Origin of the sequence: Streptomyces bambusae, assembly GCF_019400985.1 — a bacterium.
GTDB classification, from domain to species: Bacteria; Actinomycetota; Actinomycetes; order Streptomycetales; family Streptomycetaceae; genus Streptomyces; species Streptomyces bambusae_A.
Window position 1 is genome coordinate 1 of sequence record NZ_WTFF01000063.1, and the last position, 21,339, is coordinate 21,339.

The following is a 21,339-nucleotide window of genomic DNA, read 5'->3' on the forward strand; positions in this document are numbered from 1 at the left end:
TCTCGTCCCAGCCGAGGCCGGGGCCCGGGACGGCGGCGGGGGGGTACGGGGGGGGCTCGCGGTGTGGGGGCGTTCCCCGCCGGTCTCGCGCTGGCCCTGACCGCGATCGCCGCGCTCGCGGCGGCGCCCGCGCAGGCGGCGACCGGCGGCTGCCGGGGCCAGCTGGTCCACACGGTGTCCCTGCCGTCGGGCGAGCTGCGCGTCTACCGCACCCGTACGGAGGCCTGCGCCGTCACCGTCGCCCTGCGGCCCGGGCCGCGCCGGCCCCTGTCCGTGACCATCCAGCCGCGCGGCGGCGTCCCGGTCACCGACGCCGGCGACTTCACCCGCTACGCCGGACCGGTCACCGTGCACACCGTCACCCGCTGCGTCCACGTACGCGGCGCCAGCAGGGCCGAATCGGTCGAGTCCGGCTGGATCCTGTGCTGAGACTGCGGCCCAACCAGGTCTGTTCACGGCCCTGTTGACCCCGCTAGGTTCACCGCGACCGCAGTGAACTCAAGGGGAGGGTGAATGCGCAAGGCGCTCCGATGGCTGCTGTCGCTCGTGGTGCTCATAGGCACCATGGGCGCGGCCGGCGCCACGGCACAGGCGGCCACCGCCGCAGATGCCACCACCGGCACGGACATCAAGGACCAGATCCTCGCCGTTCCGGGGATGAGCCTGATCGAGGAGAAGCCGTACACCGGCTACCGCTTCTTCGTACTGAACTACGAGCAGCCGGTGGACCACCGGCAGCCGTGGAAGGGCACGTATCTGCAGCGCATCACGCTGCTGCACAAGGACACGACCCGCCCCACGGTGTTCTTCACCTCCGGCTACAACGTCAACACCAACCCGCGCCGCAGCGAGCCGACGACCATCGTCGACGGCAACCAGGTGTCGATGGAGTACCGGTTCTTCACCCCCTCCCGGCCCGACCCGGCCAACTGGGGGAACCTGGACATCTGGCAGGCCGCCAGCGACCAGCACCGCATCTTCACGGCGCTGAAGAAGATCTACCCCAAGAACTGGCTGGCCACCGGCGGCAGCAAGGGCGGCATGACCGCCACCTACTACGAGCGCTTCTACCCGCGCGACATGGACGGCGTCGTCGCGTACGTCGCGCCCAACGACGTGAACAACGACGAGGACTCGGCCTACGACCGGTTCTTCAAGAAGGTCGGCACCAAGGAGTGCCGCGACAAGCTGAACGCCGTCCAGCGCGAGGCGCTGGTGCGCCGTGAGCCGCTGGAGGCCAAGTACGCGGCGTACGCCGCCGACAACGGCTACACCTTCACCACCGTCGGCAGCCTGGACAAGGCCTTCGAGGCCGTCGTCCTGGACTACGTCTGGGCCTTCTGGCAGTACAGCCTGCTCTCCGACTGCGCCTCGGTCCCGGACGCCGCGACCGCGACCGACCAGCAGATCTGGGACTCCGTGGACGCCATCTCCGGCTTCTCGGCCTATGCCGACCAGGGCCTTTCGACGTACACGCCGTACTACTACCAGGCGGGCACCCAGCTCGGCTCGCCCGACATCAAGCAGCCCCACCTCGGCAACCTCAGCCGCTACGGCTACCAGCCGCCGCGCAACTTCGTGCCGCGCGACATCCCCATGACCTTCCAGCCCCGGGCCATGGCGGACATCGACAACTGGGTCCGCACCAACGCCCACCAGATGCTCTTCGTCTACGGGCAGAACGACCCGTGGGGTGCCGAACCGTTCCGCCTCGGCTACACCACCCGCGACAGCTACGTCATGACGGCGCCCGGCGCCAACCACGGCGCCAACGTCGCCAAGCTCCGGGAGGGCGAGAAGGCCCTGGCCACCGCCAAGATCCTGCAGTGGGCGGGCGTCGCCCCGGCCGCGGCCCTGTCCGACAGCGCCAAGGCCGCACCGCTGGCGACCCCGGACGCCGTGCTCGACCAGCGCGACCTGGAGCGCGAGCCGCAGCTGCGGCCGTAACCGCTCCTGCCGGCGCATCCGCTGGGCCCGGTCAGTACGTCAGGCCGTGGCCCAGCGGGTACCGCCCCGGCACGGGCACCGGAAGGCGCCCCGCCGGCCGTGCCGCGCCCGCCACCACCCGGGCCGCGGCGCGCAGCTCCACGTCCGTCCAGGAGTACGTGGCCAGTTCCGCCGCACAGGCCGGCAGCCGCGCCGAGTCGTACGGATTGCGGACGGCGACGCCCACCACCGGCACCCCGGTCGCCACGAGCCGCTCCACCAGGGTGCGCTGGTCGCCGGCGCCCTCGGGCACGTTGTACGTGCACACGAGCACCGCGTGGTGCCCGGGAGCGGCCGCCACCGCCCGGGCGGGCGGCACCGCGGTCGCCGGGCAGCCCAGGGCGGTCAGTTCGCGGGCCAGGACGGCGGTCGGCGGGCCGGTGGTGCCGCTCGGCGACACCGGGTCGGCCCCCGTGACCAGCAGCCGGGGCCGGGCCGCCGGGTCCAGCGGCAGCAGCCCGCGGGGATTGGCCAGCAGGGTCGTGGTGCCCGCCGCGATCTCGTCCGCGGCCGCCCGGTGCGCCGGGATGCCGACCACCTCGTCCACCCGCTCCGCGCCGGTGTACGGATCGGTGAACAGGCCGCGCCGGGCCTTGAGTTCCAGGATGCGCAGGACCGATTCCTCGATCCGCCGTACCGACAGCTCGCCCGACTCCACCGCCGCCAGCACACTGCGGTGGGCCAGCGGCAGGTCCGGCGGGTTCAGCAGCTGGTCGCAGCCCGCGAGCAGGGCCAGCACCGGCACCCGGTCGTCGCCGTACTTCTGGCGTACGCCGGCCATGTCGAGTGCGTCGGTCACCACCACCCCGCCGAAGCCGAGGCGTTCGCGCAGCACGCCCGTGACGATCGGCCGGGAGAGGGTGGCCGGGTCCCCGGAGGGGTCCAGCGCCGGTACGACCATGTGCGCGGTCATCACGGCGTCCACGCCCGCCTCGACGGCCGCCCGGAACGGCGGCTCGTCCAGCTCCTCCCACTCGCCGCGCGTGTGGTCCAGCACGGGCAGCCCCACGTGGCTGTCGGTCGCGGTGTCCCCGTGGCCGGGGAAGTGCTTGGCGGTGGCGGCGATCCCGGCCCCCTGGTAGCCCTGCACCTGGGCCGCGACCATGGCGGCCACCGCGTGCGGGTCGGAGCCGAAGGAGCGTACGCCGATCACCGGGTTGGCCGGGTCGACGTTGACGTCGGCGACCGGCGCGTAGTCCTGCCGGATGCCCATCGCGGCCAGCTCGGCGCCCGCGATCCGGGCCGACCGCAGGGCCGCCGTCGGGGAGCCGCCCGCGCCCAGGGCCATGGCCCCGGGCAGCAGCGTGGCGGGCGCCCCGATCCGCGCGATGACGCCGTGCTCCTGGTCGGTCGACAGCAGCAGCGGGATCCCGGCGCCGCCGGCGAGGGCCGCCCGCTGGAGCCCGTCGGACAGGGCGGCGATCTGCCGCGGGTTGCGGGTGTTGTGCGCCCACGCGAAGTAGATGATCCCGCCCAGGTGGTAGCGGGCGACCAGCTCGGCGGGCGTACCCACCCCGAACTTCGACAGGTTGGCCTCGGCGTCGGCGGGGTCCGGATCGGTGGCCGAATGCCCGTACACGCGGCTCACGAAGAGCTGGCCCACCTTCTCGGCCAGCGTCATCCCGGCCAGCACCTGCCCGGCCCGGACCAGGCTCCGGCGGGAACCGCCGGCGGACGGGCCTTCGTACGGGACCGTGGCGGCGGAGGGCCCGGCGGCCGAGAGGGTGGCCGCGGCGGCCGCGGCGAGCAGGGTGCGGCGGGACGCGTGGTACGGCACCCGGGCACGCTACTGCGCGGCCGCCCCCCGCTGCGCGCGGACACTCGCCGCGTCCCCCGTACGGCGTGCGCCCCAGTGCTCCTGGAGGGTCCGTACGGCCTCCGTGATCGCCGGCCGGCGCGCGGCGCCCGTGCGCCACAGGGCGTACAGCCGCCGTACGGGCGCCGGTTCGAGCGGGACGGCCACCGCCCCGGCCGGCAGCGGCCCGGTGCCCAGGTGCGGGATCACCGCGATCCCGAGGCCGGCCGCCACCAGGGCGACCAGGGTGTGGTTCTCCTCCGCCACGTGCGCGACGTCGGGCTCGAAGCCGGCCGAGCGCAGGGTCCGCATCAGCCAGTCGTGGCAGACCCGGCCCGGCGGCTGGCACACCCAGCGCTGCCCGCCCAGGTCCTCCCGGCGCACCAGCGGCCGCCGGGCGAACGGGTGCTCCTCGGGCACGACCAGATCGCAGCGCTCGTCCCCGATGAAGACCTGCTCGATCCCGTCGGGGGCGGGCAGCGGGGCGATGTCCCAGTCGTGCGCCACGGCCAGATCGGTGACGCCCTTGGCCACCAGGTCCACCGACAGGTGCGGGTCCACCTCCGACAGCCGCACGTCCAGGGCCGGATGGCGGCGGGCCAGGTCGGCGAGCACCCCCGGCAGCAGACCGCGCGCCGCCGAGGCGAACGCGGCCACCGTCAGCAGCCCGCCCGGCTGCCCGCGCCGCTCCTCCAGGGTGGTCTCGGCGCGCTCCACGATCGCCAGCAACTCCTGCGCCGCGTCGGCCAGGTGGCGGGCCTCCTCGGTCAGCGCGACCCCGCGCCCGCGGCGCTCCAGCAGGGTCGTACGGGTTTCCCGCTCCAGCTTCGCGATCTGCTGGGAGACGGCCGACGGGGTGTAGCCGAGGGCCGCCGCCGCGGCCGCGACCGAGCCGTGGACGGCGACGGCGTGCAGGGCGCGCAGCCGGGACAGGTCGAGCATGCGCCAATCGTAAGCAACGCTACATCCAACACGGAAGAGATCTGCGCTGGTGCTGAACTGTCGGCGGACGGATGCTCGGTGCATGCGTCCCGTACACACCGCACTCGCCGTCCTCGTCGCCGCCGTCTGGGGCTTCAACTTCGTCGTCATCGAGATCGGGCTCGACCACTTCCCGCCCCTGCTGCTGTCCGCGCTGCGCTTCCTGGCCGCCGCGCTGCCGGCGGTCTTCCTCGTGGGCCGGCCCAAGGTCGCCTGGAAGTGGATCGCCGGCGTCGGACTGGCGCTCGGGGTGGCCAAGTTCGGGCTGCTGTTCACCGGCATGGACGCGGGGATGCCGGCCGGGCTGTCGTCCCTGGTCCTCCAGGCTCAGGCCGTCTTCACGGCCCTGTTCGCCGCGGTGGCGCTGCGCGAGCGGCCCGGCCGGGTGCGGCTGGCGGGCATGGCGGTGGCCCTCGCCGGGATCGGGGTGGCTGCCGTCGACCAGGGCGCCTCGGGGCCGGTGCTCGGCTTCGTGCTGGTGGTCGCGGCCGCCGCCTGCTGGGGCGTGTCCAACGTGCTGACCCGCAAGGCCGCGCCGCCGGACGCGCTGAACTTCATGGTGTGGGTGTGCACGGTGCCGGTGGTCCCGCTGCTGGTCCTCTCGCTCCTGCTGGAGGGGCCGGAGCGGGACCTGGCCGCGCTGCGCGCCCTGGACTGGTCGGGTGCGGCCGTCATCGGGTACGTGGCCTGGATCTCCACGGTGTTCGGCTTCGGCGCCTGGGGGTACCTGCTGCGCCGCTACCCGGCCTCCTCGGTGGCGCCGTTCAGCCTGCTGGTCCCGGTCTTCGGCATGTCCTCGGCGGCGCTGGTGCTGGACGAGCCGGTCTCCGGGGCGCGCTGGGCGGCGGCGGTGCTGCTGGTCGGCGGCGTCGCACTGACCTCACTGGCACCGGCCGGCGCCCGTACCCGTGCCCGTGCCGGCGCCCGTACCGACGCCGATTCCGGTACCGGTACCGACGCAGGCACCGCCCGGGAGGTCACTCCGGCTGCTGCTCCTGCAGGGGGAGCCGCCAGTCCTGCCCGATGAGGCTGACCCCGAACGAGCGGTGCGGCTTCTCGGCGACCAGGGTGAAACCGGCGCGTTCGTAGAGGGAGCGGGCGGCGTCCAGCACGTCGTTGGTCCACAGCACCAGCTCGCGGTAGCCGACCGAGCGGGCGAACTCGACCACCGTCCGCACCAGGAGGCCGCCGATGCCGTGGCCGCGGCCCTCCGGCTCCACCAGCAGCAGGCGCAGCCGCGCGGTGCCGGGTGCGCCCTCCTCCCGGACGCACATCACAGAGCCGACCGGGCGGCCGCCGAGTTCCGCGATCCACACCCGTTCCAGGTACGGGTCGTGGTCCTCGGCGAAGTCCGCGACGATCCGGGCCACCAGGCCCTCGAAGTCGCTGTTCCAGCCGTACTCGGCCGCGTACAGCGCGCCGTGGCGCTGCACGATCCAGCCGAGGTCACCCGGCTCGGGGTCCCTCAGTCGTACGTCGTCCAGGCCGGCCATGGCCGGATTCTAGGCGGCCCGGGGGCCCGGCGGCCCGCCGGAGGGCGCATGCATGGCCGAAACGCTCCGTGCGCGGTGATTTGGTGGCATGTCAGCCGCGGCGTTGGTAACGGAAAGATAAAGTCCGCACTCCGTGTGCAACCGTCCGCGGCGGTCGCGGGTCGTATGTGGCGTCGGTACTTCCGGGAGGGGATCTGGGGGGATCGGGAAGTCCGGCACGGGAGGGGTAACCGTGAGGGGGTCCGGCCGCGAGGCCGGACCCCCTTCATCGTTTTCATCGCCCTCCGCGGTCCGGACGTCGTTTTCCACAGGCCCGGCCGGGTGTCGGCGCGCCGGGGTAACGTCGAGCCATGTCCAATGTGGCGGTGGTCGAAGGGGTACTGGAGCGGATCACCTACGCCAACGAGGAGAACGGCTACACCGTCGCCCGGGTCGACACCGGCCGCGGCGGCGGGGACCTCCTCACGGTGGTGGGATCGCTGCTCGGCGCGCAGCCCGGCGAATCGCTGCGGATGGAGGGCCGCTGGGGCTCCCACCCGCAGTACGGGCGGCAGTTCACGTGCGAGAACTACACGACGGTCCTGCCCGCCACCGTCCAGGGCATCCGCCGCTACCTCGGCTCCGGCCTCATCAAGGGGATCGGCCCGCGCATCGCCGACCGGATCGTCGACCATTTCGGCACCGACACCCTCGACGTCATCGAGGACGACCCGAAGCGCCTCATCGAGGTTCCCGGCCTCGGTCCCAAGCGCACGAAGCTGATCGGCGCCGCCTGGGAGGAGCAGAAGGCCATCAAGGAGGTCATGGTCTTCCTCCAGGGCGTCGGCGTCTCCACCTCCATCGCGGTGCGCATCTACAAGAAGTACGGGGACGCCTCCATCTCGGTGACCCGGAACCAGCCCTACCGGCTCGCCGCCGACGTCTGGGGCATCGGCTTCCTGACCGCCGACCGGATCGCGCAGGCGGTCGGCATACCGCACGACAGCCCCGAGCGGGTCAAGGCCGGTCTGCAGTACGCGCTGTCCCAGTCCACCGACCAGGGCCACTGCTTCCTGCCCCAGGAGCGGCTCATCGCGGACGGGGTCAAGCTGCTCCAGGTGGACACCGGGCTGGTCATCGACTGCCTGGCGGAGCTCGCCGAGGACCCGGAGGGCGTCGTACGGGAGCAGGTGCCCGACCCCGAGGGCGGCGATCCGCTCACGGCGGTCTACCTGGTGCCCTTCCACCGCGCCGAGCTCTCGCTGACCGGCCGGCTGCGGCGGCTGCTGCACACCGAGGAGGACCGGATGCCGGCCTTCCGGGACGTCGACTGGGAGCGGGCGCTGGGCTGGCTGGCCGGGCGGACCGGCGCCGATCTCGCCCCCGAGCAGCGGGACGCGGTCAAGCTGGCGCTGACCCGCAAGGTCGCGGTGCTCACCGGCGGTCCCGGCTGCGGCAAGTCCTTCACCGTCCGCTCGATCGTGGAGCTCGCCCGCGCCAAGAAGGCCAAGGTGGTCCTCGCCGCGCCCACCGGCCGCGCCGCCAAGCGGCTGTCGGAGCTGACCGGGGCCGAGGCCTCCACCGTGCACCGGCTGCTGGAACTCAAGCCCGGCGGGGACGCGGCGTACGACGGGGACCGGCCGCTCGACGCGGACCTGGTCGTCGTGGACGAGGCCTCCATGCTCGATCTGCTGCTGGCGAACAAGCTGGTCAAGGCCGTGGCGCCGGGCGCCCACCTGCTGCTCGTGGGTGATGTGGACCAGCTGCCCTCGGTGGGTGCGGGGGAGGTGCTGCGGGACCTGCTGGCCGAGGGCGGCCCGGTCCCCGCGGTGCGGCTCACCCGGATCTTCCGGCAGGCCCAGCAGTCGGGCGTGGTGACCAACGCCCACCGGATCAACACCGGGGTGCCGCCCATCACCGAGGGGCTGCCGGACTTCTTCCTCTTCGCCGAGGAGGACACCGAGGAGGCCGGCCGGCTCACGGTGGACGTGGCCGCCCGCCGGATTCCGGCCAGATTCGGTCTGGACCCGCGCCGGGACGTCCAGGTCCTCGCGCCCATGCACCGCGGCCCGGCCGGCGCCGGCACCCTCAACGGCCTGCTCCAGCAGGCGGTCACCCCGGCGCGGCCCGGGCTGGCGGAGAAGCGGTTCGGCGGCCGGGTCTTCCGGGTCGGCGACAAGGTCACCCAGATCCGCAACAACTACGAGAAGGGCGCGAATGGCGTCTTCAACGGCACCGTCGGTGTGGTCACCGCCCTCGACCTGGACGAGCAGCGGCTGACGGTGCGCACGGAGGAGGACGAGGAGGTGGGCTACGAGTTCAGCGAGCTCGACGAGCTGGCCCACGCCTACGCCGTCACCATCCATCGCTCCCAGGGGAGTGAATACCCGGCGGTAGTGATCCCCGTCACCACCAGCGCTTGGATGATGCTCCAGCGAAATCTGCTCTACACGGCGGTGACCAGGGCGAAGAAACTGGTCGTCCTGGTCGGGTCCCGCAAGGCGTTGGGGCAGGCGGTGCGTACGGTTTCCGCAGGCAGGAGATACACGGCGGTCGCGGCCAGACTCTCGGGACGCATACCGGTGGGAAACATCACCTAGATGATCGATCATTTTGGGTTCCTGCACCGGTGTGGAGGGGGCAGGATGTTCAGGTTGACGGCACTCAGTGCCGTCGCGAGGACCAAAGGCCGACCCCGAGTGCACTCTCCTGCGCCAAATGGGGGAAGGTAGAGGCAGTCAGGGCACCTCGAAGAAGAGGCACTACGTCGGTGAGGGATGACGTGAGCGACAACTCTGTAGTACTCCGGTACGCGGACGGTGAATACACCTACCCGGTGGTCGAGAGCACCGTCGGTGACAAGGGCTTCGACGTCTCGAAGCTGCGGGCCCAGACCGGTCTGGTGACCCTGGACAGCGGCTACGGGAACACCGCGGCCTACAAGTCCGCAATTACCTACCTCGACGGTGAGCAGGGCATCCTGCGCTACCGCGGCTACCCGATCGAGCAGCTCGCCGAGCGTTCCTCCTTCATCGAGGTCGCGTACCTGCTGATCAACGGTGAGCTGCCGACCGTCGACCAGCTCGCGTCGTTCCGCAACGAGATCACCCAGCACACGCTGCTGCACGAGGACGTCAAGCGCTTCTACGACGGCTTCCCGCGCGACGCCCACCCGATGGCCATGCTGTCCTCCGTGGTCAGCGCGCTGTCGACGTTCTACCAGGACAGCCACAACCCGTTCGACGAGAACCAGCGCAACCTCTCGACGATCCGGCTGCTGGCCAAGCTCCCGACGATCGCCGCGTACGCGTACAAGAAGTCGGTCGGCCACCCGGTCGTCTACCCGCGCAACGACCTCGGCTACGTCGAGAACTTCCTGCGCATGACCTTCTCCGTGCCGGCCCAGGAGTACGAGCTCGACCCGGTGGTCGTCTCCGCCCTCGACAAGCTGCTCATCCTGCACGCGGACCACGAGCAGAACTGCTCCACCTCCACCGTGCGCCTGGTCGGCTCCTCGCAGGCGAACATGTTCGCCTCCATCTCGGCCGGCATCAGCGCCCTGTGGGGCCCGCTGCACGGTGGCGCCAACCAGTCGGTGCTGGAGATGCTGGAGGGCATCCAGGCGACCGGCGGCGACGTCGACTCCTTCATCCGCAAGGTGAAGAACAAGGAGGACGGCGTCCGCCTGATGGGCTTCGGCCACCGCGTCTACAAGAGCTTCGACCCCCGGGCGAAGATCATCAAGGCGGCGGCGCACGACGTCCTGTCGCAGCTCGGCAAGAGCGACGAGCTGCTGGACATCGCGCTGAAGCTGGAGGAGCACGCGCTGGCCGACGACTACTTCGTCGAGCGCAACCTCTACCCGAACGTGGACTTCTACACGGGTCTGATCTACCGGGCCATGGGCTTCCCGACCGAGATGTTCACCGTGCTCTTCGCGCTCGGCCGGCTGCCCGGCTGGATCGCCCAGTGGCACGAGATGATCAAGGAGCCGGGTTCCCGCATCGGCCGCCCGCGCCAGATCTACACCGGCGAGGTCCTGCGCGACTTCGTCCCCGTCGAGGCCCGCTGACCCACAGGCCCGTACGGCGCCGCCGCAGCCCGCGCGGCGCCGTGGCCGCCACAGTCGCACGCGTAGCCGCCGCACGCCGTAGCCGCAGTACGGCGTAGCTGCCGTGTGGTGACCGCCGTGTGCCGCGGACAGCGAAAAGCGCCCCGCCGTCGATCCCCCCACGGGTCGACGGACGGGGCGCTTTCCTTTTCCCCGGAACGGATTCCCCCCACGGGACCCGGACCGGGGCGTCGGTGTCCGCCGGGACCCGTGCGGGTCGGGAAGGCCGCTCAAAGCTTCCCCCGGGCACACGGATCCGGCCGGCTGCGCCGGACGTCCCCCAAGACGTTCCTGGCGTCGCCCCATTAGACCCACGACCACCGCAGATGGTTACGTTCCCGTCACTGTGATCTGCGTCTCCTGTGAAGGAGATGTGTACGGACGAAGGAGGCGGAGCCGGCCGGGTGCTAGCGGAAGGAGCGCAGGCGGAGGCTGTTGGTCACCACGAAGACCGAGGAGAAGGCCATCGCCGCGCCCGCGATCATCGGGTTGAGCAGGCCGGCCGCCGCCAGCGGCAGCGCCGCCACGTTGTAGCCGAAGGCCCAGAACAGGTTGCCCTTGATGGTGGCCAGGGTGCGCCGGGAGAGCCGGATCGCGTCCGCCGCCACGCGCAGGTCGCCGCGGACCAGGGTGAGGTCGCCCGCCTCGATGGCCGCGTCCGTGCCCGTGCCCATGGCGAGCCCCAGGTCCGCCTGGGCCAGCGCCGCGGCGTCGTTGACCCCGTCGCCGACCATGGCGACCGTACGGCCCTGCGCCTGGAGCCGCTTGACCACGTCCACCTTGTCCTGCGGGAGCACCTCGGCGATCACGTCGTCGATGCCCACCTCGCGGGCCACGGTGTCGGCGACGGCCCGGTTGTCGCCGGTCAGCAGCACCGGCGTGAGGCCCAGGGCGCGCAGCCGCGCCACCGCCTCGGCGCTGGTCTCCTTGACCGCGTCGGCGACCGCGAGCACGCCGCGCGCCTCGCCGTCCCAGGCCACCAGCACCGCCGTCGAGCCGGCCGCCTCGGCCGCGTCCTTCGCCTCGGCCAGCCGCGGCGGGAGCGCCACGGACGCCTCGGCCAGCAGCCGGGTCCGGCCCACCAGGACGGAGCGGCCCTCGACGACGCCGCGTACGCCGAGCCCGGCGACGCTCTCGAAGCCCTCGGGGACTGGCAGGGCTCCGGCCTTCTCCAGCGCCCCGGCGGCGACGGCCCGGGCGACGGGGTGCTCGGAGGCGTGCTCCAGCGCGCCGGCCAGCCGCAGCAGTTCGGCCTCGTCCACGCCCTCGGCGGCGTGGAAGCCGGCCAGCGCCATCCGGCCTGTGGTGACCGTGCCGGTCTTGTCCAGGACCACGGTGTCCACCGTGCGGGTGGACTCCAGCACCTCGGGGCCCTTGATCAGGATGCCCAGCTGGGCGCCCCGTCCGGTGCCGACCAGCAGCGCGGTCGGCGTGGCCAGGCCCAGTGCGCACGGGCAGGCGATGATCAGTACGGCGACGGCGGCGGTGAAGGCCGCCGCGGTGTCGCCCGTGGCCAGCAGCCAGGCCGCCCAGGTGCCGAGCGCGATCAGCAGGACGACGGGCACGAAGACCGCGGAGATCCGGTCGGCGAGCCGCTGCACCGCGGCCTTGCCGCTCTGGGCCTCCTCCACCAGCTTGGCCATCCGGGCCAGCTGGGTGTCGGAGCCGACCCGGGTGGCCTCGACCACCAGGCGGCCGGCGGCGTTGACCGTCGCGCCGGCGACCGGGTCGCCGACGCCCACCTCGACGGGCACGGACTCGCCCGTCAGCATCGAGGCGTCGACCGCCGAACTGCCCTCGACCACGGTGCCGTCGGTGGCGATCTTCTCGCCGGGGCGGACCACGAACCGGTCGCCGACCGCCAGGGCGCCGACCGGCACGCGTACCTCGGAGCCCGCGCGGAGCACCGCGACGTCCTTGGCGCCGAGCTCCAGCAGGGCGCGCAGCGCGGCGCCGGCCTTCCGCTTGGACCGGGCCTCCAGGTAGCGGCCGAGCAGGATGAAGGTGACCACGCCCGCCGCGACCTCCAGGTAGAGGGCGGAGGAGGCGTCGGCGCGGTCGGCCGTGAACTCGAAGTCATGGCGCATGCCGGGCATGCCCGCGTGGCCGAAGAACAGCGCCCACAGGGACCAGACGAAGGCGGCGAGTGTGCCGACCGAGACCAGGGTGTCCATGGTGGCCGCACCGTGCCGGGCGTTGGTCCAGGCGGCCCGGTGGAAGGGCAGGGCGCCCCAGACGGCGACGGGGGCGGCGAGGGTGAGGGCGAGCCACTGCCAGTTGTCGAACTGCAGGGCGGGAACCATCGACATCAGGACGACGGGCGCGGCCAGCAGGGCGCTGACCCGGAGCCGCTGGCGCAGCCCCGCGAGCTCGGGGTCGGCAGGGGGCTCGGCGGTCTCCTCGCTCGCCGCGCCGAATGGTTCCGCCGGTTCCGCCGGTTCGGGCGCGGGCGGCGGCGGGGGCTCCTGCGCGGTGTAGCCGGTCCTGACGACCGTGTCGATCAGGTCGGCCACCTGGACGTCCGCGGTGTAGGAGACGCGGGCCTTCTCGGTGGCGTAGTTGACGGTGGCGCTGACGCCGTCCATCCGGTTGAGCTTCTTCTCGATCCGGGCCGCGCAGGAGGCACAGGTCATCCCGCCGATCGTGAGCTCCACCTCTGCTATGGGCCCACCGTGCACAGTGCTGCTGCTCATGTCCGGTTCCAAGGGGAGGGGCCGGGCCGTACGGGGCCGGTACGAGCCGGCCGGCACGGCCCGGCGGTGATTGCGGAGCGAGGGCGCCCGGGCCCGGTCAGGCCTGCCCGGCAAAGGTGTAGCCGGCCTCGTCCACGGCCGCGCGGACGGCGTCCTCGGCCAGCGGAGCGGCGGAGACCACGGTGACCTCGCCGGCGGCGGCGACGGCCTTGACCGAGGTCACCCCGGGGAGGGCGGTGAGCTCGGAGGTCACCGCACCCTCGCAGTGCCCGCAGGTCATGCCGGTCACCCGGTAGACGGCGGTGGTCTGGGTTTCCGTCTCGGCGGTCATGTCGTTCTCCTCTTCGGGGGCGTGTCGGACCGGCGGCAGGCCGCGAAGGCGTGCGCCGGCCTCTCATCATCCCTGACTATATACCCCGAGGGGGTATGAGGCGAGAGTCTCCCGTCCGCGGCCGGGCCGGCGCCGTCCTCAGGGCGGGTGCCGGCGTGCCCGTCACCCGTCGCGCCGGGCCCTGTTGCCGGGCCGCTGGGCCACCCAGGCGCGGACGGTGTCCGCGTACCAGTACGGCTTGCCGGCCTCCACATGGTCGGGCGGGGGAAGCAGCCCGTGCTTGCGGTAGGAGCGCACCGTGTCCGGCTGGACCCGGATGTGGGCGGCGATCTCCTTGTACGACCACAGCTTTCGGTCGGTCACGGCACACCTCCTCGTCCATGCCCGGCGGCGGCCGGGAGGCCGTCGGGGGAGCCGGGTCACGGAGCCTGACGATCACGCGAGTTGTGCCCGGAGAACGATGGCCGGTGACTGTGCGGGAGGGGTTGTGGACGGACTGTGACGGAGGATGCGCGTGACGGAGACACCCGTGACGCGGGGGAGACCTCTGTGACTGGTGAGGTACAGGGGTGCGCCCCGGGGGCGGCTCAGCGGTAGCCGGTCGGGTTCACCGGTACAGGGCCGGGCGTTCCGCGAGCTCGACCGGCGTGCGCAGGCCCGTGCGGCGGGCGGTGAGGCCGGCCTCGGAGACGGCCGCCGCCGCGTAGCCGTCCCAGGCGCTGGGCCCCTCCGTGCGGCCCGCCGCCACGGCGGCCACCCACCGCCGCAGCTGGCGGTCGTACGCGTCGGCGAAGCGCACGGTGAAGTCCTGCGCGATCTCCCCGCCCCAGCGCCCGCCCGCCTGGACGACCATGGCGTGGCCGTCGCCGATGCGGGCACTGCCCGACTCGCCGACGGCCTCGCACCGCACCTCGTAGCCGAAGCCGCAGTTGACGAAGACCTCCACGTCCACGACGGCCCCGCCGGAGGTCTCCAGCAGCACCAGCTGCGGGTCCTGGAGCCCTTCGGGGGCCGCCCCCGACGGCCGCGGGGACACCACGGACACGGCCGTGACCTCCTGCCCGAGCAGCCAGCGGGCCGCGTCCACCTCGTGCACCACCGAGTCGCTGATCAGCATGTCGCTGGTGAAGAAGGACGGCGAGGACGCGTTGCGGTGGCGGCAGTGCAGGAAGAGCGGCCGCCCGATCCCGCCCGCGTCCAGCAGCTCCTTGAGCCGCTCGTACTCGGCGTCGTACCGGCGCATGAAGCCCACCTGGATCAGCCGCCGGCCCAGCCGCTGCTCGGCCTCCACGACGCGCAGCGCGCCCGCCGGATCCGGGGTCAGCGGCTTCTCGCACAGCACCGGCAGCTCCCGCGCCAACGCCAGGAGCAGCGCCTCCTCGTGGGCCGGCCCGGGAGAGGCGATCAGTACCGCGTCCACCCCGGGCGCGGCCGCCGCGGCCGCCGGATCGGTGTGGGCGCTCGCGCCGTCCAGGCCCGCCGCCACCTCCTTGACCCGGTCGCCGTCCGGATCGGCGACCGCCACCACCCGGGCGCCGCCCACCGTCCGCCCGATCCGCCGGACGTGGTCCGCGCCCATCCTCCCGGTGCCGATGACGGCGATGCCGAGCGTGCCGGCCATACGGTTCTCCTCTCTCTCCTCAACGGGCGCCGCAGGAGCGCAGGTAGTCCCGCGTCCGGCGGGCGATCGGCAGCGGACGGTCCGGCGGACACGGGTACATGTCCTGTTCCACGATGGCGAACAGCTCGACGTCCCGGGCCGCGCCCAGCTCCTGCGCGGCGGCCAGCACCGGCTCCAGCGCCGGCACCCCGCCCGGCGGCTCGCACATCACCCCGCGCGCCACCGCAGGCCCGAACGGCAGCTCCTCGGCGACGACCTCGGCGAGGATCCGCGGATCCACCTGCTTCAGGTGCAGGTAGCCGATCCGCTCGCCGAACTCCTTGAGCAGGGCGACGCTGTCGCCGCCGCAGTACGCGTAGTGCCCGGTGTCCAGGCAGAGGGAGACCAGGTCCGGATCGGTCGCGTCCAGGAACCGGGCCACGTTCCCGGGGGTGTCGACGTGCGTGTCGGCGTGCGGGTGGACCACGATCCGCAGTCCGTAGCGGTCGCGCACCTCGCGGCCCAGCCGCTCGGTCTGCCGGGCCAGTTCGCGCCACTGGTCCGCCGTCAGGACCCGGTCCTCCAGCACCGCGCCCGTCTTGTCGTCCCGCCAGAAGGACGGGATGACCACCAGATGCCCGGCGCCCGCCGCCTGCGCGAGCTCCGCGACACGCGACACGTGCGCCCAGGTGTCGTCCCACACGGCGGGACCGTGATGGAGTCCGGTGAAGACGGTGCCGGCCGAGACCCGCAGCCCGCGCCTGCCCGTCTCCTCGCGCAGCCGCGCCGGGTCGGTGGGCAGATAGCCGTACGGGCCGAGCTCGATCCACGCGTAGCCGGCGTCCGCGACCTCGTCGAGGAAGCGTTCCCAGCCGGTCTGCAGCGGATCGTCCGGAAACCACACCCCCCAGGAGTCCGGTGCCGAACCGATGCGGATACGGGTCAACGCGGGCGGGGAGGACGTCATGGCGGCCACCTTAGGGGTGCGACGTACGACGACATAGGAGGACTGCTCGTGACCACCGACCCGTTCGATCTGATCACGATGGGCCGGATCGGGGTGGATCTCTACCCGCTCAGAACCGGCGTACCGCTCGCCGAGGCCGACACCTTCGGGAAGTTCCTCGGCGGCTCGCCGTCGAACGTCGCCGTCGCGGCGGCGCGGCTCGGCCGGCGCACGGCCGTGATCACCCGGACCGGGGCGGACCCCTTCGGCTCCTACCTGCGGGCCGAGCTGCGGAACTTCGGCGTGGACGACCGCTGGGCCACCCCGGTCCCCGACCTGCCCACGCCGATCACCTTCTGCGAGATCTTCCCCCCGGACCACTTCCCGCTGTACTTCTACCGCCTGCCGAAAGCCCCCGACCTGGAGATCCGGCCGGAGGAGCTGGACCTGGACGAGGTGCGGGCGGCGCGGGTGTTCTGGATGACGGGTACGGGGCTCAGCGCGGAGCCGTCCCGCGCCGCGACGCTGGCGGCGCTGCGGGCCCGGGCGCGGACGGGTGTGACCGTCTTCGACCTGGACTGGCGTCCGATGCTCTGGGAGGAGAAGCCGCAGCCGTTCTACGAGGATGCCCTGCGGTACGCGACCGTGGCGGTGGGCAACGCCGAGGAATGCGCGGTGGCCACCGGCTGCCACGAGCCGCACGCGGCGGCGCGGGCGCTGCTGGCCGCGGGCGTGGAACTGGCGGTGGTGAAGCTGGGCCCGGAGGGGGTACTCGCGGTGCACCGGGACGGCACGCAGGCGCAGGTCCCGCCGGTGGAGGTGGAGGTGGTCAACGGGCTGGGCGCCGGGGACGCGTTCGGCGGGGCGCTGTGCCACGGGCTGCTGGCGGGGTGGGAGCTCGCGCGGGTGATGCGGTACGCGAACGCCGCCGGGGCGATCGTCGCGTCCCGGCTCGCCTGCTCGGCGGCGATGCCGTGGGCGGCGGAGGTGGAGGAGGTGCTGGCGGCATGCCGGTGATCGCGGAGTGGCAGATGGCGTTGACGGCGCTGCGGGTGCTGGAGCTCGGGCCCGGGGAGACGTACGCGTGGGAGTGCGGGGACCGGGAGTGGATCGTCCTGCCGCTGAGCGGGGGCTGCGATGTCCGCTGCGCGGAGCCGTTCCCCACCCCGCCCCTTCCCGAAACTGGGGGCTGCGCCCCCAGACCCCCGGACGTGCGCTCCGCGCCCGTGCGCTCAAACGCCGCGCGGGCTGGATTTGCGCAGCAAATCCCAGCCCCGCCGGCGTTTGAGGCGCGGGGTCTGGGGCGGAGCCCCAGTTCGGGAAGGGGCGGGGAGGGGAAAAGCTCCGCGCAGCGGTTCCGGTTGCAGGGCCGCAGCAGCGTGTTCGAGGCCGTCACAGACTTCGCCTACGTCCCCCGTGACGCCCACGCCGAGGTCACCTCCCCGGCCGGCGGCCGCTTCGCCCTCGCCGGAGCCCGGGCCCGGCGCCGCCTGGAGCCCCGCTACGCCCCCGCCCAGAACGTGGCCGTAGAACTCCGCGGCCGCGGCCCCTGCTCCCGCCAGGTCAACAACTTCGCCGCCGCGGACGCCTTCGCGTGCGACCGGCTGATCGCCGTCGAGGTGCTCACCCCGGGCGGGAACTGGTCCTCGTACCCGCCCCACAAGCACGACGAGCACCACCCCGGCGAGGAGTCCGAGCTGGAGGAGATCTACTACTTCGAGATCGCCCCGCACGGCGACACCCCCGGCCTCGGCTACCAGCGTGTCACGCCCTCCCCGGCGGGGAAGACCGACATCCTCACGGAGGTGCGCAGCGGTGCCGCGGTGCTCATCCCCGACGGCTGGCACGGCCCGTCCATCGCCGCACCCGGCCACGACATGTACTACCTGAACGTGATGGCCGGCCCCGGCGCGACCCGGGAATGGCTGATCCGGGACCACCCCGACCACGGCTGGGTCCGGGACACCTGGGAAGGCCAGGACCCCGATCCCAGGCTGCCCTTCTACCGCGCGGAGGATGCCCAGTGACCCGCAGGCTCACGGTCGCCCAGGCCCTCGTCGCCTTCCTGGCCGCCCAGTTCACCGAACGCGACGGCCGCCGGCGCCGGCTGATCGCCGCCACCTGGGGCATCTTCGGGCACGGCAACGTGGCCGGACTCGGCCAGGCCCTGCTGGAGACCGGCGGCAAGGCGATGCCCTTCCTCCAGGGCCGCAACGAGCAGGCCATGGTGCACGCCGCCGTCGGCTACGCCCGGCACAGCGGCCGGCTGTCCGCGCACGCCGTGACCACCTCCATCGGGCCCGGCGCCACCAACCTCGTCACCGGTGCCGCCCTGGCGACCGTCAACCGGCTGCCGGTGCTCCTCCTGCCCGGCGACGCCTTCGCGACCCGGCCCGCCGACCCGGTGCTCCAGCAGCTGGAGTTCCCCGGGGCCGGGGACGTCTCCGTCAACGACACGCTGCGGCCGGTGTCGCGGTACTTCGACCGGATCACCCGCCCCGAGGCCCTGGTCCCGGCCGCCCTCCAGGCCATGCGCGTGCTCACCGACCCCGTCGCCACCGGCGCGGTCACCCTGGCCCTGCCGCAGGACGTCCAGGCGGAGGCGTACGACTGGCCGGAGGAGTTCTTCGCCGACCGGGTGTGGACCGTGCGCCGCCCGCTGCCCGACCGTGCGGAGCTCGCCGCCGCCGCGGCCGCCGTACGCGGGGCCGAGCGGCCCCTGGTCATCGCCGGCGGCGGCATCCGGCACAGCGCGGCCGAGTCCGCCCTGGCCGCGTTCGCCGAGGCCACCGGCATCCCGGTGGCCGTCACCCAGGCTGGCAAGGGCGTCCTCGCGCACGACCACCCGGCCGACGTGGGCGGGGTCGGCCACACCGGCACCGCCCCGGCCGACGACCTGGCCCGGACCGCGGACCTGGTGATCGCGGCGGGTACCCGGCTGACCGACTTCACCACGGCCTCCGGGACCCTGTTCCAGAACCCGGCCGTCCGCTTCCTCGGCCTCAACCTCGACCCGTACGACGCCCACAAACTCGCCGCCCGCCCCCTCGTCGGCGACGCCCGCGAGAGCCTGGACCTGCTGCGCGCCGAGCTCGCCGGGCACCGGGTCGCCCCCGCCTATGTACAGGCGTACGGCGCGGCGAAGGCCGCCTGGGAGCGGCGCGTCGACGCCGCCTTCGCCGCCCCCGACCCCGACGCCGTCCCCACCCAGGTGCAGGTGCTCGGCGCGCTGGACTCGGTGGTCACCGACCAGGACGTGATCGTCAACGCGGCGGGCTCCCTCCCGGGTGACCTGCACAAGCTGTGGCGGGCCCGCTCGTCGCGGCAGTACCACGTCGAGTACGGCTACTCCTGCATGGGCTACGAGATCCCCGGCGCGCTCGGCGCGGCCCTGGCCGAACCCGGCCGGCCGGTGTGGGCGCTGGTCGGCGACGGGACGTACCTGATGAACCCGACCGAACTGGTCACCGCCGTGCAGGAGCGGGTCCCCCTCAAGGTGGTCGTCCTCGACAACCACGGCTACGCCTCCATCGGCGGCCTCTCCGCGGGCACCGGCGGCGAGGGCTTCGCCACCGCCTACCGCTTCCGGGGGCCGGACGGGGCCTACGACGGGGACCCGCTCCCGCTGGACCTGGCGGCCAACGCCGCCTCCCTCGGGATGGCCGTGATCCGCGCCCGGACCGTCCGTGACCTGCGCGAAGCGCTGGCCGAGGCCCGGGCGGCGGACCGTCCCACATGTGTCTACGTGGAGACCCGAACGCCCGACACTGTGTCGGGCCCACCCCCCGCACAGGCGTGGTGGGATGTTCCTGTGGCCGAGACCGCGACCCGCCCGTCGGCGGCCTCCGCCCGCGAAGAGTACGACCGGCAAGCCGCGCAGCGACGTCGCCATCTGTGAAGGAGCAACGCACATGAAGACCGTCAACCACTGGATCGGTGGCAAGACCGTCGAGGGCGCGTCGGGCAACCACGGCCCGGTCACCGACCCCGCCACGGGCGAGGTCACCACGCAGGTGGCGCTGGCGTCGGCCGAGGAGGTGGACGCGGCGGTACGGGCCGCCAAGGAAGCCTTCCAGACCTGGGGCCAGTCCTCGCTGGCCGCCCGTACCAAGGTGCTCTTCGCCTACCGCGCCCTCCTCGACGCCAACCGCGACGCCATCGCCGAGCTGATCACCGCCGAGCACGGCAAGGTGCACTCGGACGCCCTCGGCGAGGTCGCGCGCGGCCTGGAGATCGTCGAGCTGGCCTGCGGGATCACCACCCAGCTCAAGGGCGAGCTGTCCACGTCCGTCTCCAACCGCGTGGACGTCGCCGCCATCCGCCAGCCGCTGGGCGTGGTCGCGGGCATCACCCCGTTCAACTTCCCGGCGATGGTGCCGATGTGGATGTTCCCGCTGGCCATCGCCTGCGGCAACACCTTCGTCCTCAAGCCCAGCGAGAAGGACCCGTCGGCCGCCAACAAGCTGGCGGAGCTCGCCCAGGAGGCCGGACTGCCGGACGGCGTGCTCAACGTCGTGCACGGCGACAAGGTCGCGGTCGACGCGCTGCTCGCCCACCCGGACGTCGCGGCCGTCTCCTTCGTCGGCTCCACCCCCATCGCCCGCTACATCCACACCACCGCCTCCGCCAACGGCAAGCGCGTCCAGGCGCTCGGCGGCGCCAAGAACCACATGCTGGTGCTGCCGGACGCCGACCTCGACGCCGCCGCCGACGCGGCGGTCTCCGCGGCGTACGGCTCGGCCGGCGAGCGCTGCATGGCCATCTCGGCGGTCGTCGCGGTGGGCTCCATCGGCGACGCGTTGGTTGACAAGATCCGCGAACGCGCCGAGAAGATCAAGATCGGCCCGGGCGACGACCCGACCTCCGAGATGGGCCCGCTGATCACCGCCGCCCACCGCGACAAGGTCGCCTCGTACGTGCACGGCGCCGCCGACCAGGGCGCCGAGGTCGTCCTCGACGGCACCGGGTACACGGTCGACGGCTACGAGAACGGCCACTGGATCGGCCTGTCCCTGCTGGACAAGGTCTCCACCGACTCCGACGCCTACCGCGACGAGATCTTCGGCCCGGTGCTGTGCGTGCTGCGCGCCGAGACGTACGAGGAGGGCGTGGCGCTCATCAACGCCTCGCCGTTCGGCAACGGCACCGCGATCTTCACCCGCGACGGCGGCGCCGCCCGCCGCTTCCAGCTGGAGATCCAGGCGGGCATGGTCGGCGTGAACGTGCCGATCCCGGTGCCGGTGGGCTACCACTCCTTCGGCGGCTGGAAGGACTCGCTCTTCGGCGACCACCACATCTACGGCAACGACGGCATCCACTTCTACACCCGCGGCAAGGTCGTCACGACCCGCTGGCCGGACCCGTCCGAGGCCCCGGCAGGCGTGGACCTGGGCTTCCCCCGCAACCACTGACCCCCACCAGCCA

The 21,339-nt window shown here is 73.1% G+C and carries 16 protein-coding genes and 1 pseudogene; 9 read left to right on the top strand and 8 right to left on the bottom strand.

The features are described from left to right. Positions 1-63 precede the first annotated feature (63 nt). Together GPJ59_RS11770 and GPJ59_RS11775 are read left to right on the top strand one after the other, a co-directional pair. A complete protein-coding gene (locus GPJ59_RS11770; RefSeq protein WP_219666955.1) occupies positions 64-429 on the top strand; it encodes a hypothetical protein in 366 nt (121 codons plus the stop codon). An 84-nt stretch (positions 430-513) separates the two neighbouring features. Then, a complete protein-coding gene (locus tag GPJ59_RS11775) occupies positions 514-1,947 on the top strand; it encodes a S28 family serine protease (protein WP_219666956.1) in 1,434 nt (477 codons plus the stop codon). 31 nt (positions 1,948-1,978) lie between these two features. Here GPJ59_RS11775 and GPJ59_RS11780 read toward each other — a convergent pair whose 3' ends face one another. Together GPJ59_RS11780 and GPJ59_RS11785 are read right to left on the bottom strand one after the other, a co-directional pair. Beyond that, on the bottom strand, positions 1,979-3,763 hold the full coding sequence (locus GPJ59_RS11780; RefSeq protein ID WP_219666957.1) for a glycoside hydrolase family 3 protein: 1,785 nt from the start codon (positions 3,761-3,763) through the stop codon (positions 1,979-1,981). Positions 3,764-3,772: 9 nt separating this feature from the next. Continuing rightward, a complete protein-coding gene (locus GPJ59_RS11785) occupies positions 3,773-4,723 on the bottom strand; it encodes a LysR family transcriptional regulator (protein WP_219666958.1) in 951 nt (316 codons plus the stop codon). Positions 4,724-4,805: 82 nt separating this feature from the next. On the opposite strand from GPJ59_RS11785, the gene GPJ59_RS11790 reads away from it, so the two are divergent. Continuing rightward, positions 4,806-5,789 (top strand): EamA family transporter, encoded by a 984-nt coding sequence (locus GPJ59_RS11790; protein WP_219666959.1) that lies wholly within the window; start codon positions 4,806-4,808, stop codon positions 5,787-5,789. Here the strand turns inward: GPJ59_RS11790 and GPJ59_RS11795 are convergent. After that, a pseudogene (locus GPJ59_RS11795) lies at positions 5,740-6,243 on the bottom strand (GNAT family N-acetyltransferase); the annotation flags it as partial. The gene GPJ59_RS11790 and the pseudogene GPJ59_RS11795 overlap by 50 nt on opposite strands. A gap of 362 nt (positions 6,244-6,605) precedes the next feature. Here GPJ59_RS11795 and recD2 point away from each other — a divergent pair. Beyond that, positions 6,606-8,834 (top strand): SF1B family DNA helicase RecD2, encoded by a 2,229-nt coding sequence (gene recD2 / locus GPJ59_RS11800; protein ID WP_219666960.1) that lies wholly within the window; start codon positions 6,606-6,608, stop codon positions 8,832-8,834. A 182-nt stretch (positions 8,835-9,016) separates the two neighbouring features. After that, positions 9,017-10,306, top strand: coding sequence for a citrate synthase (locus GPJ59_RS11805; RefSeq protein WP_219666961.1), 1,290 nt, complete (start codon positions 9,017-9,019; stop codon positions 10,304-10,306). Positions 10,307-10,752: 446 nt separating this feature from the next. Here GPJ59_RS11805 and GPJ59_RS11810 read toward each other — a convergent pair whose 3' ends face one another. From GPJ59_RS11810 to GPJ59_RS11830, 5 genes are all read right to left on the bottom strand, one after another. Continuing rightward, complete coding sequence (locus GPJ59_RS11810; RefSeq protein ID WP_219666962.1) at positions 10,753-13,038, bottom strand: heavy metal translocating P-type ATPase; 2,286 nt, start codon at positions 13,036-13,038, stop codon at positions 10,753-10,755. Between the two features lie 97 nt (positions 13,039-13,135). Continuing rightward, positions 13,136-13,369, bottom strand: a complete 234-nt coding sequence (locus GPJ59_RS11815) for a heavy-metal-associated domain-containing protein (RefSeq protein ID WP_219666963.1) — start codon at positions 13,367-13,369, stop codon at positions 13,136-13,138. Between the two features lie 162 nt (positions 13,370-13,531). Continuing rightward, on the bottom strand, positions 13,532-13,732 hold the full coding sequence (locus tag GPJ59_RS11820) for a helix-turn-helix transcriptional regulator (RefSeq protein ID WP_219666964.1): 201 nt from the start codon (positions 13,730-13,732) through the stop codon (positions 13,532-13,534). A gap of 244 nt (positions 13,733-13,976) precedes the next feature. Further along, positions 13,977-14,990 carry a Gfo/Idh/MocA family protein gene (locus GPJ59_RS11825; protein ID WP_219666965.1) on the bottom strand — a complete coding sequence of 338 codons (1,014 nt, stop codon included), beginning with the start codon at positions 14,988-14,990 and terminating at the stop codon, positions 13,977-13,979. Between the two features lie 19 nt (positions 14,991-15,009). Then, positions 15,010-15,936, bottom strand: coding sequence for a sugar phosphate isomerase/epimerase family protein (locus tag GPJ59_RS11830; protein ID WP_219666966.1), 927 nt, complete (start codon positions 15,934-15,936; stop codon positions 15,010-15,012). Positions 15,937-16,014: 78 nt separating this feature from the next. Here GPJ59_RS11830 and iolC point away from each other — a divergent pair, with 78 nt between their 5' ends. The 4 genes from iolC to GPJ59_RS11850 are packed head-to-tail and all read left to right on the top strand — an operon-like array spanning position 16,015 to position 21,326. Next, positions 16,015-16,932 carry a 5-dehydro-2-deoxygluconokinase gene (gene iolC, locus GPJ59_RS11835; protein ID WP_219666974.1) on the top strand — a complete coding sequence of 306 codons (918 nt, stop codon included), beginning with the start codon at positions 16,015-16,017 and terminating at the stop codon, positions 16,930-16,932. A 14-nt stretch (positions 16,933-16,946) separates the two neighbouring features. After that, on the top strand, positions 16,947-17,942 hold the full coding sequence (gene iolB, locus GPJ59_RS11840; RefSeq protein WP_219666973.1) for a 5-deoxy-glucuronate isomerase: 996 nt from the start codon (positions 16,947-16,949) through the stop codon (positions 17,940-17,942). Further along, the gene (iolD, locus tag GPJ59_RS11845) at positions 17,837-19,813 is read left to right on the top strand and encodes a 3D-(3,5/4)-trihydroxycyclohexane-1,2-dione acylhydrolase (decyclizing) (protein ID WP_219666967.1); all 1,977 of its coding nucleotides are present in this window, start codon (positions 17,837-17,839) and stop codon (positions 19,811-19,813) included. Before iolB ends, iolD begins: the two co-directional genes overlap by 106 nt. Positions 19,814-19,826: 13 nt before the next feature. Continuing rightward, the gene (locus tag GPJ59_RS11850; RefSeq protein ID WP_219666968.1) at positions 19,827-21,326 is read left to right on the top strand and encodes a CoA-acylating methylmalonate-semialdehyde dehydrogenase; all 1,500 of its coding nucleotides are present in this window, start codon (positions 19,827-19,829) and stop codon (positions 21,324-21,326) included. Positions 21,327-21,339: the final 13 nt, after the last annotated feature.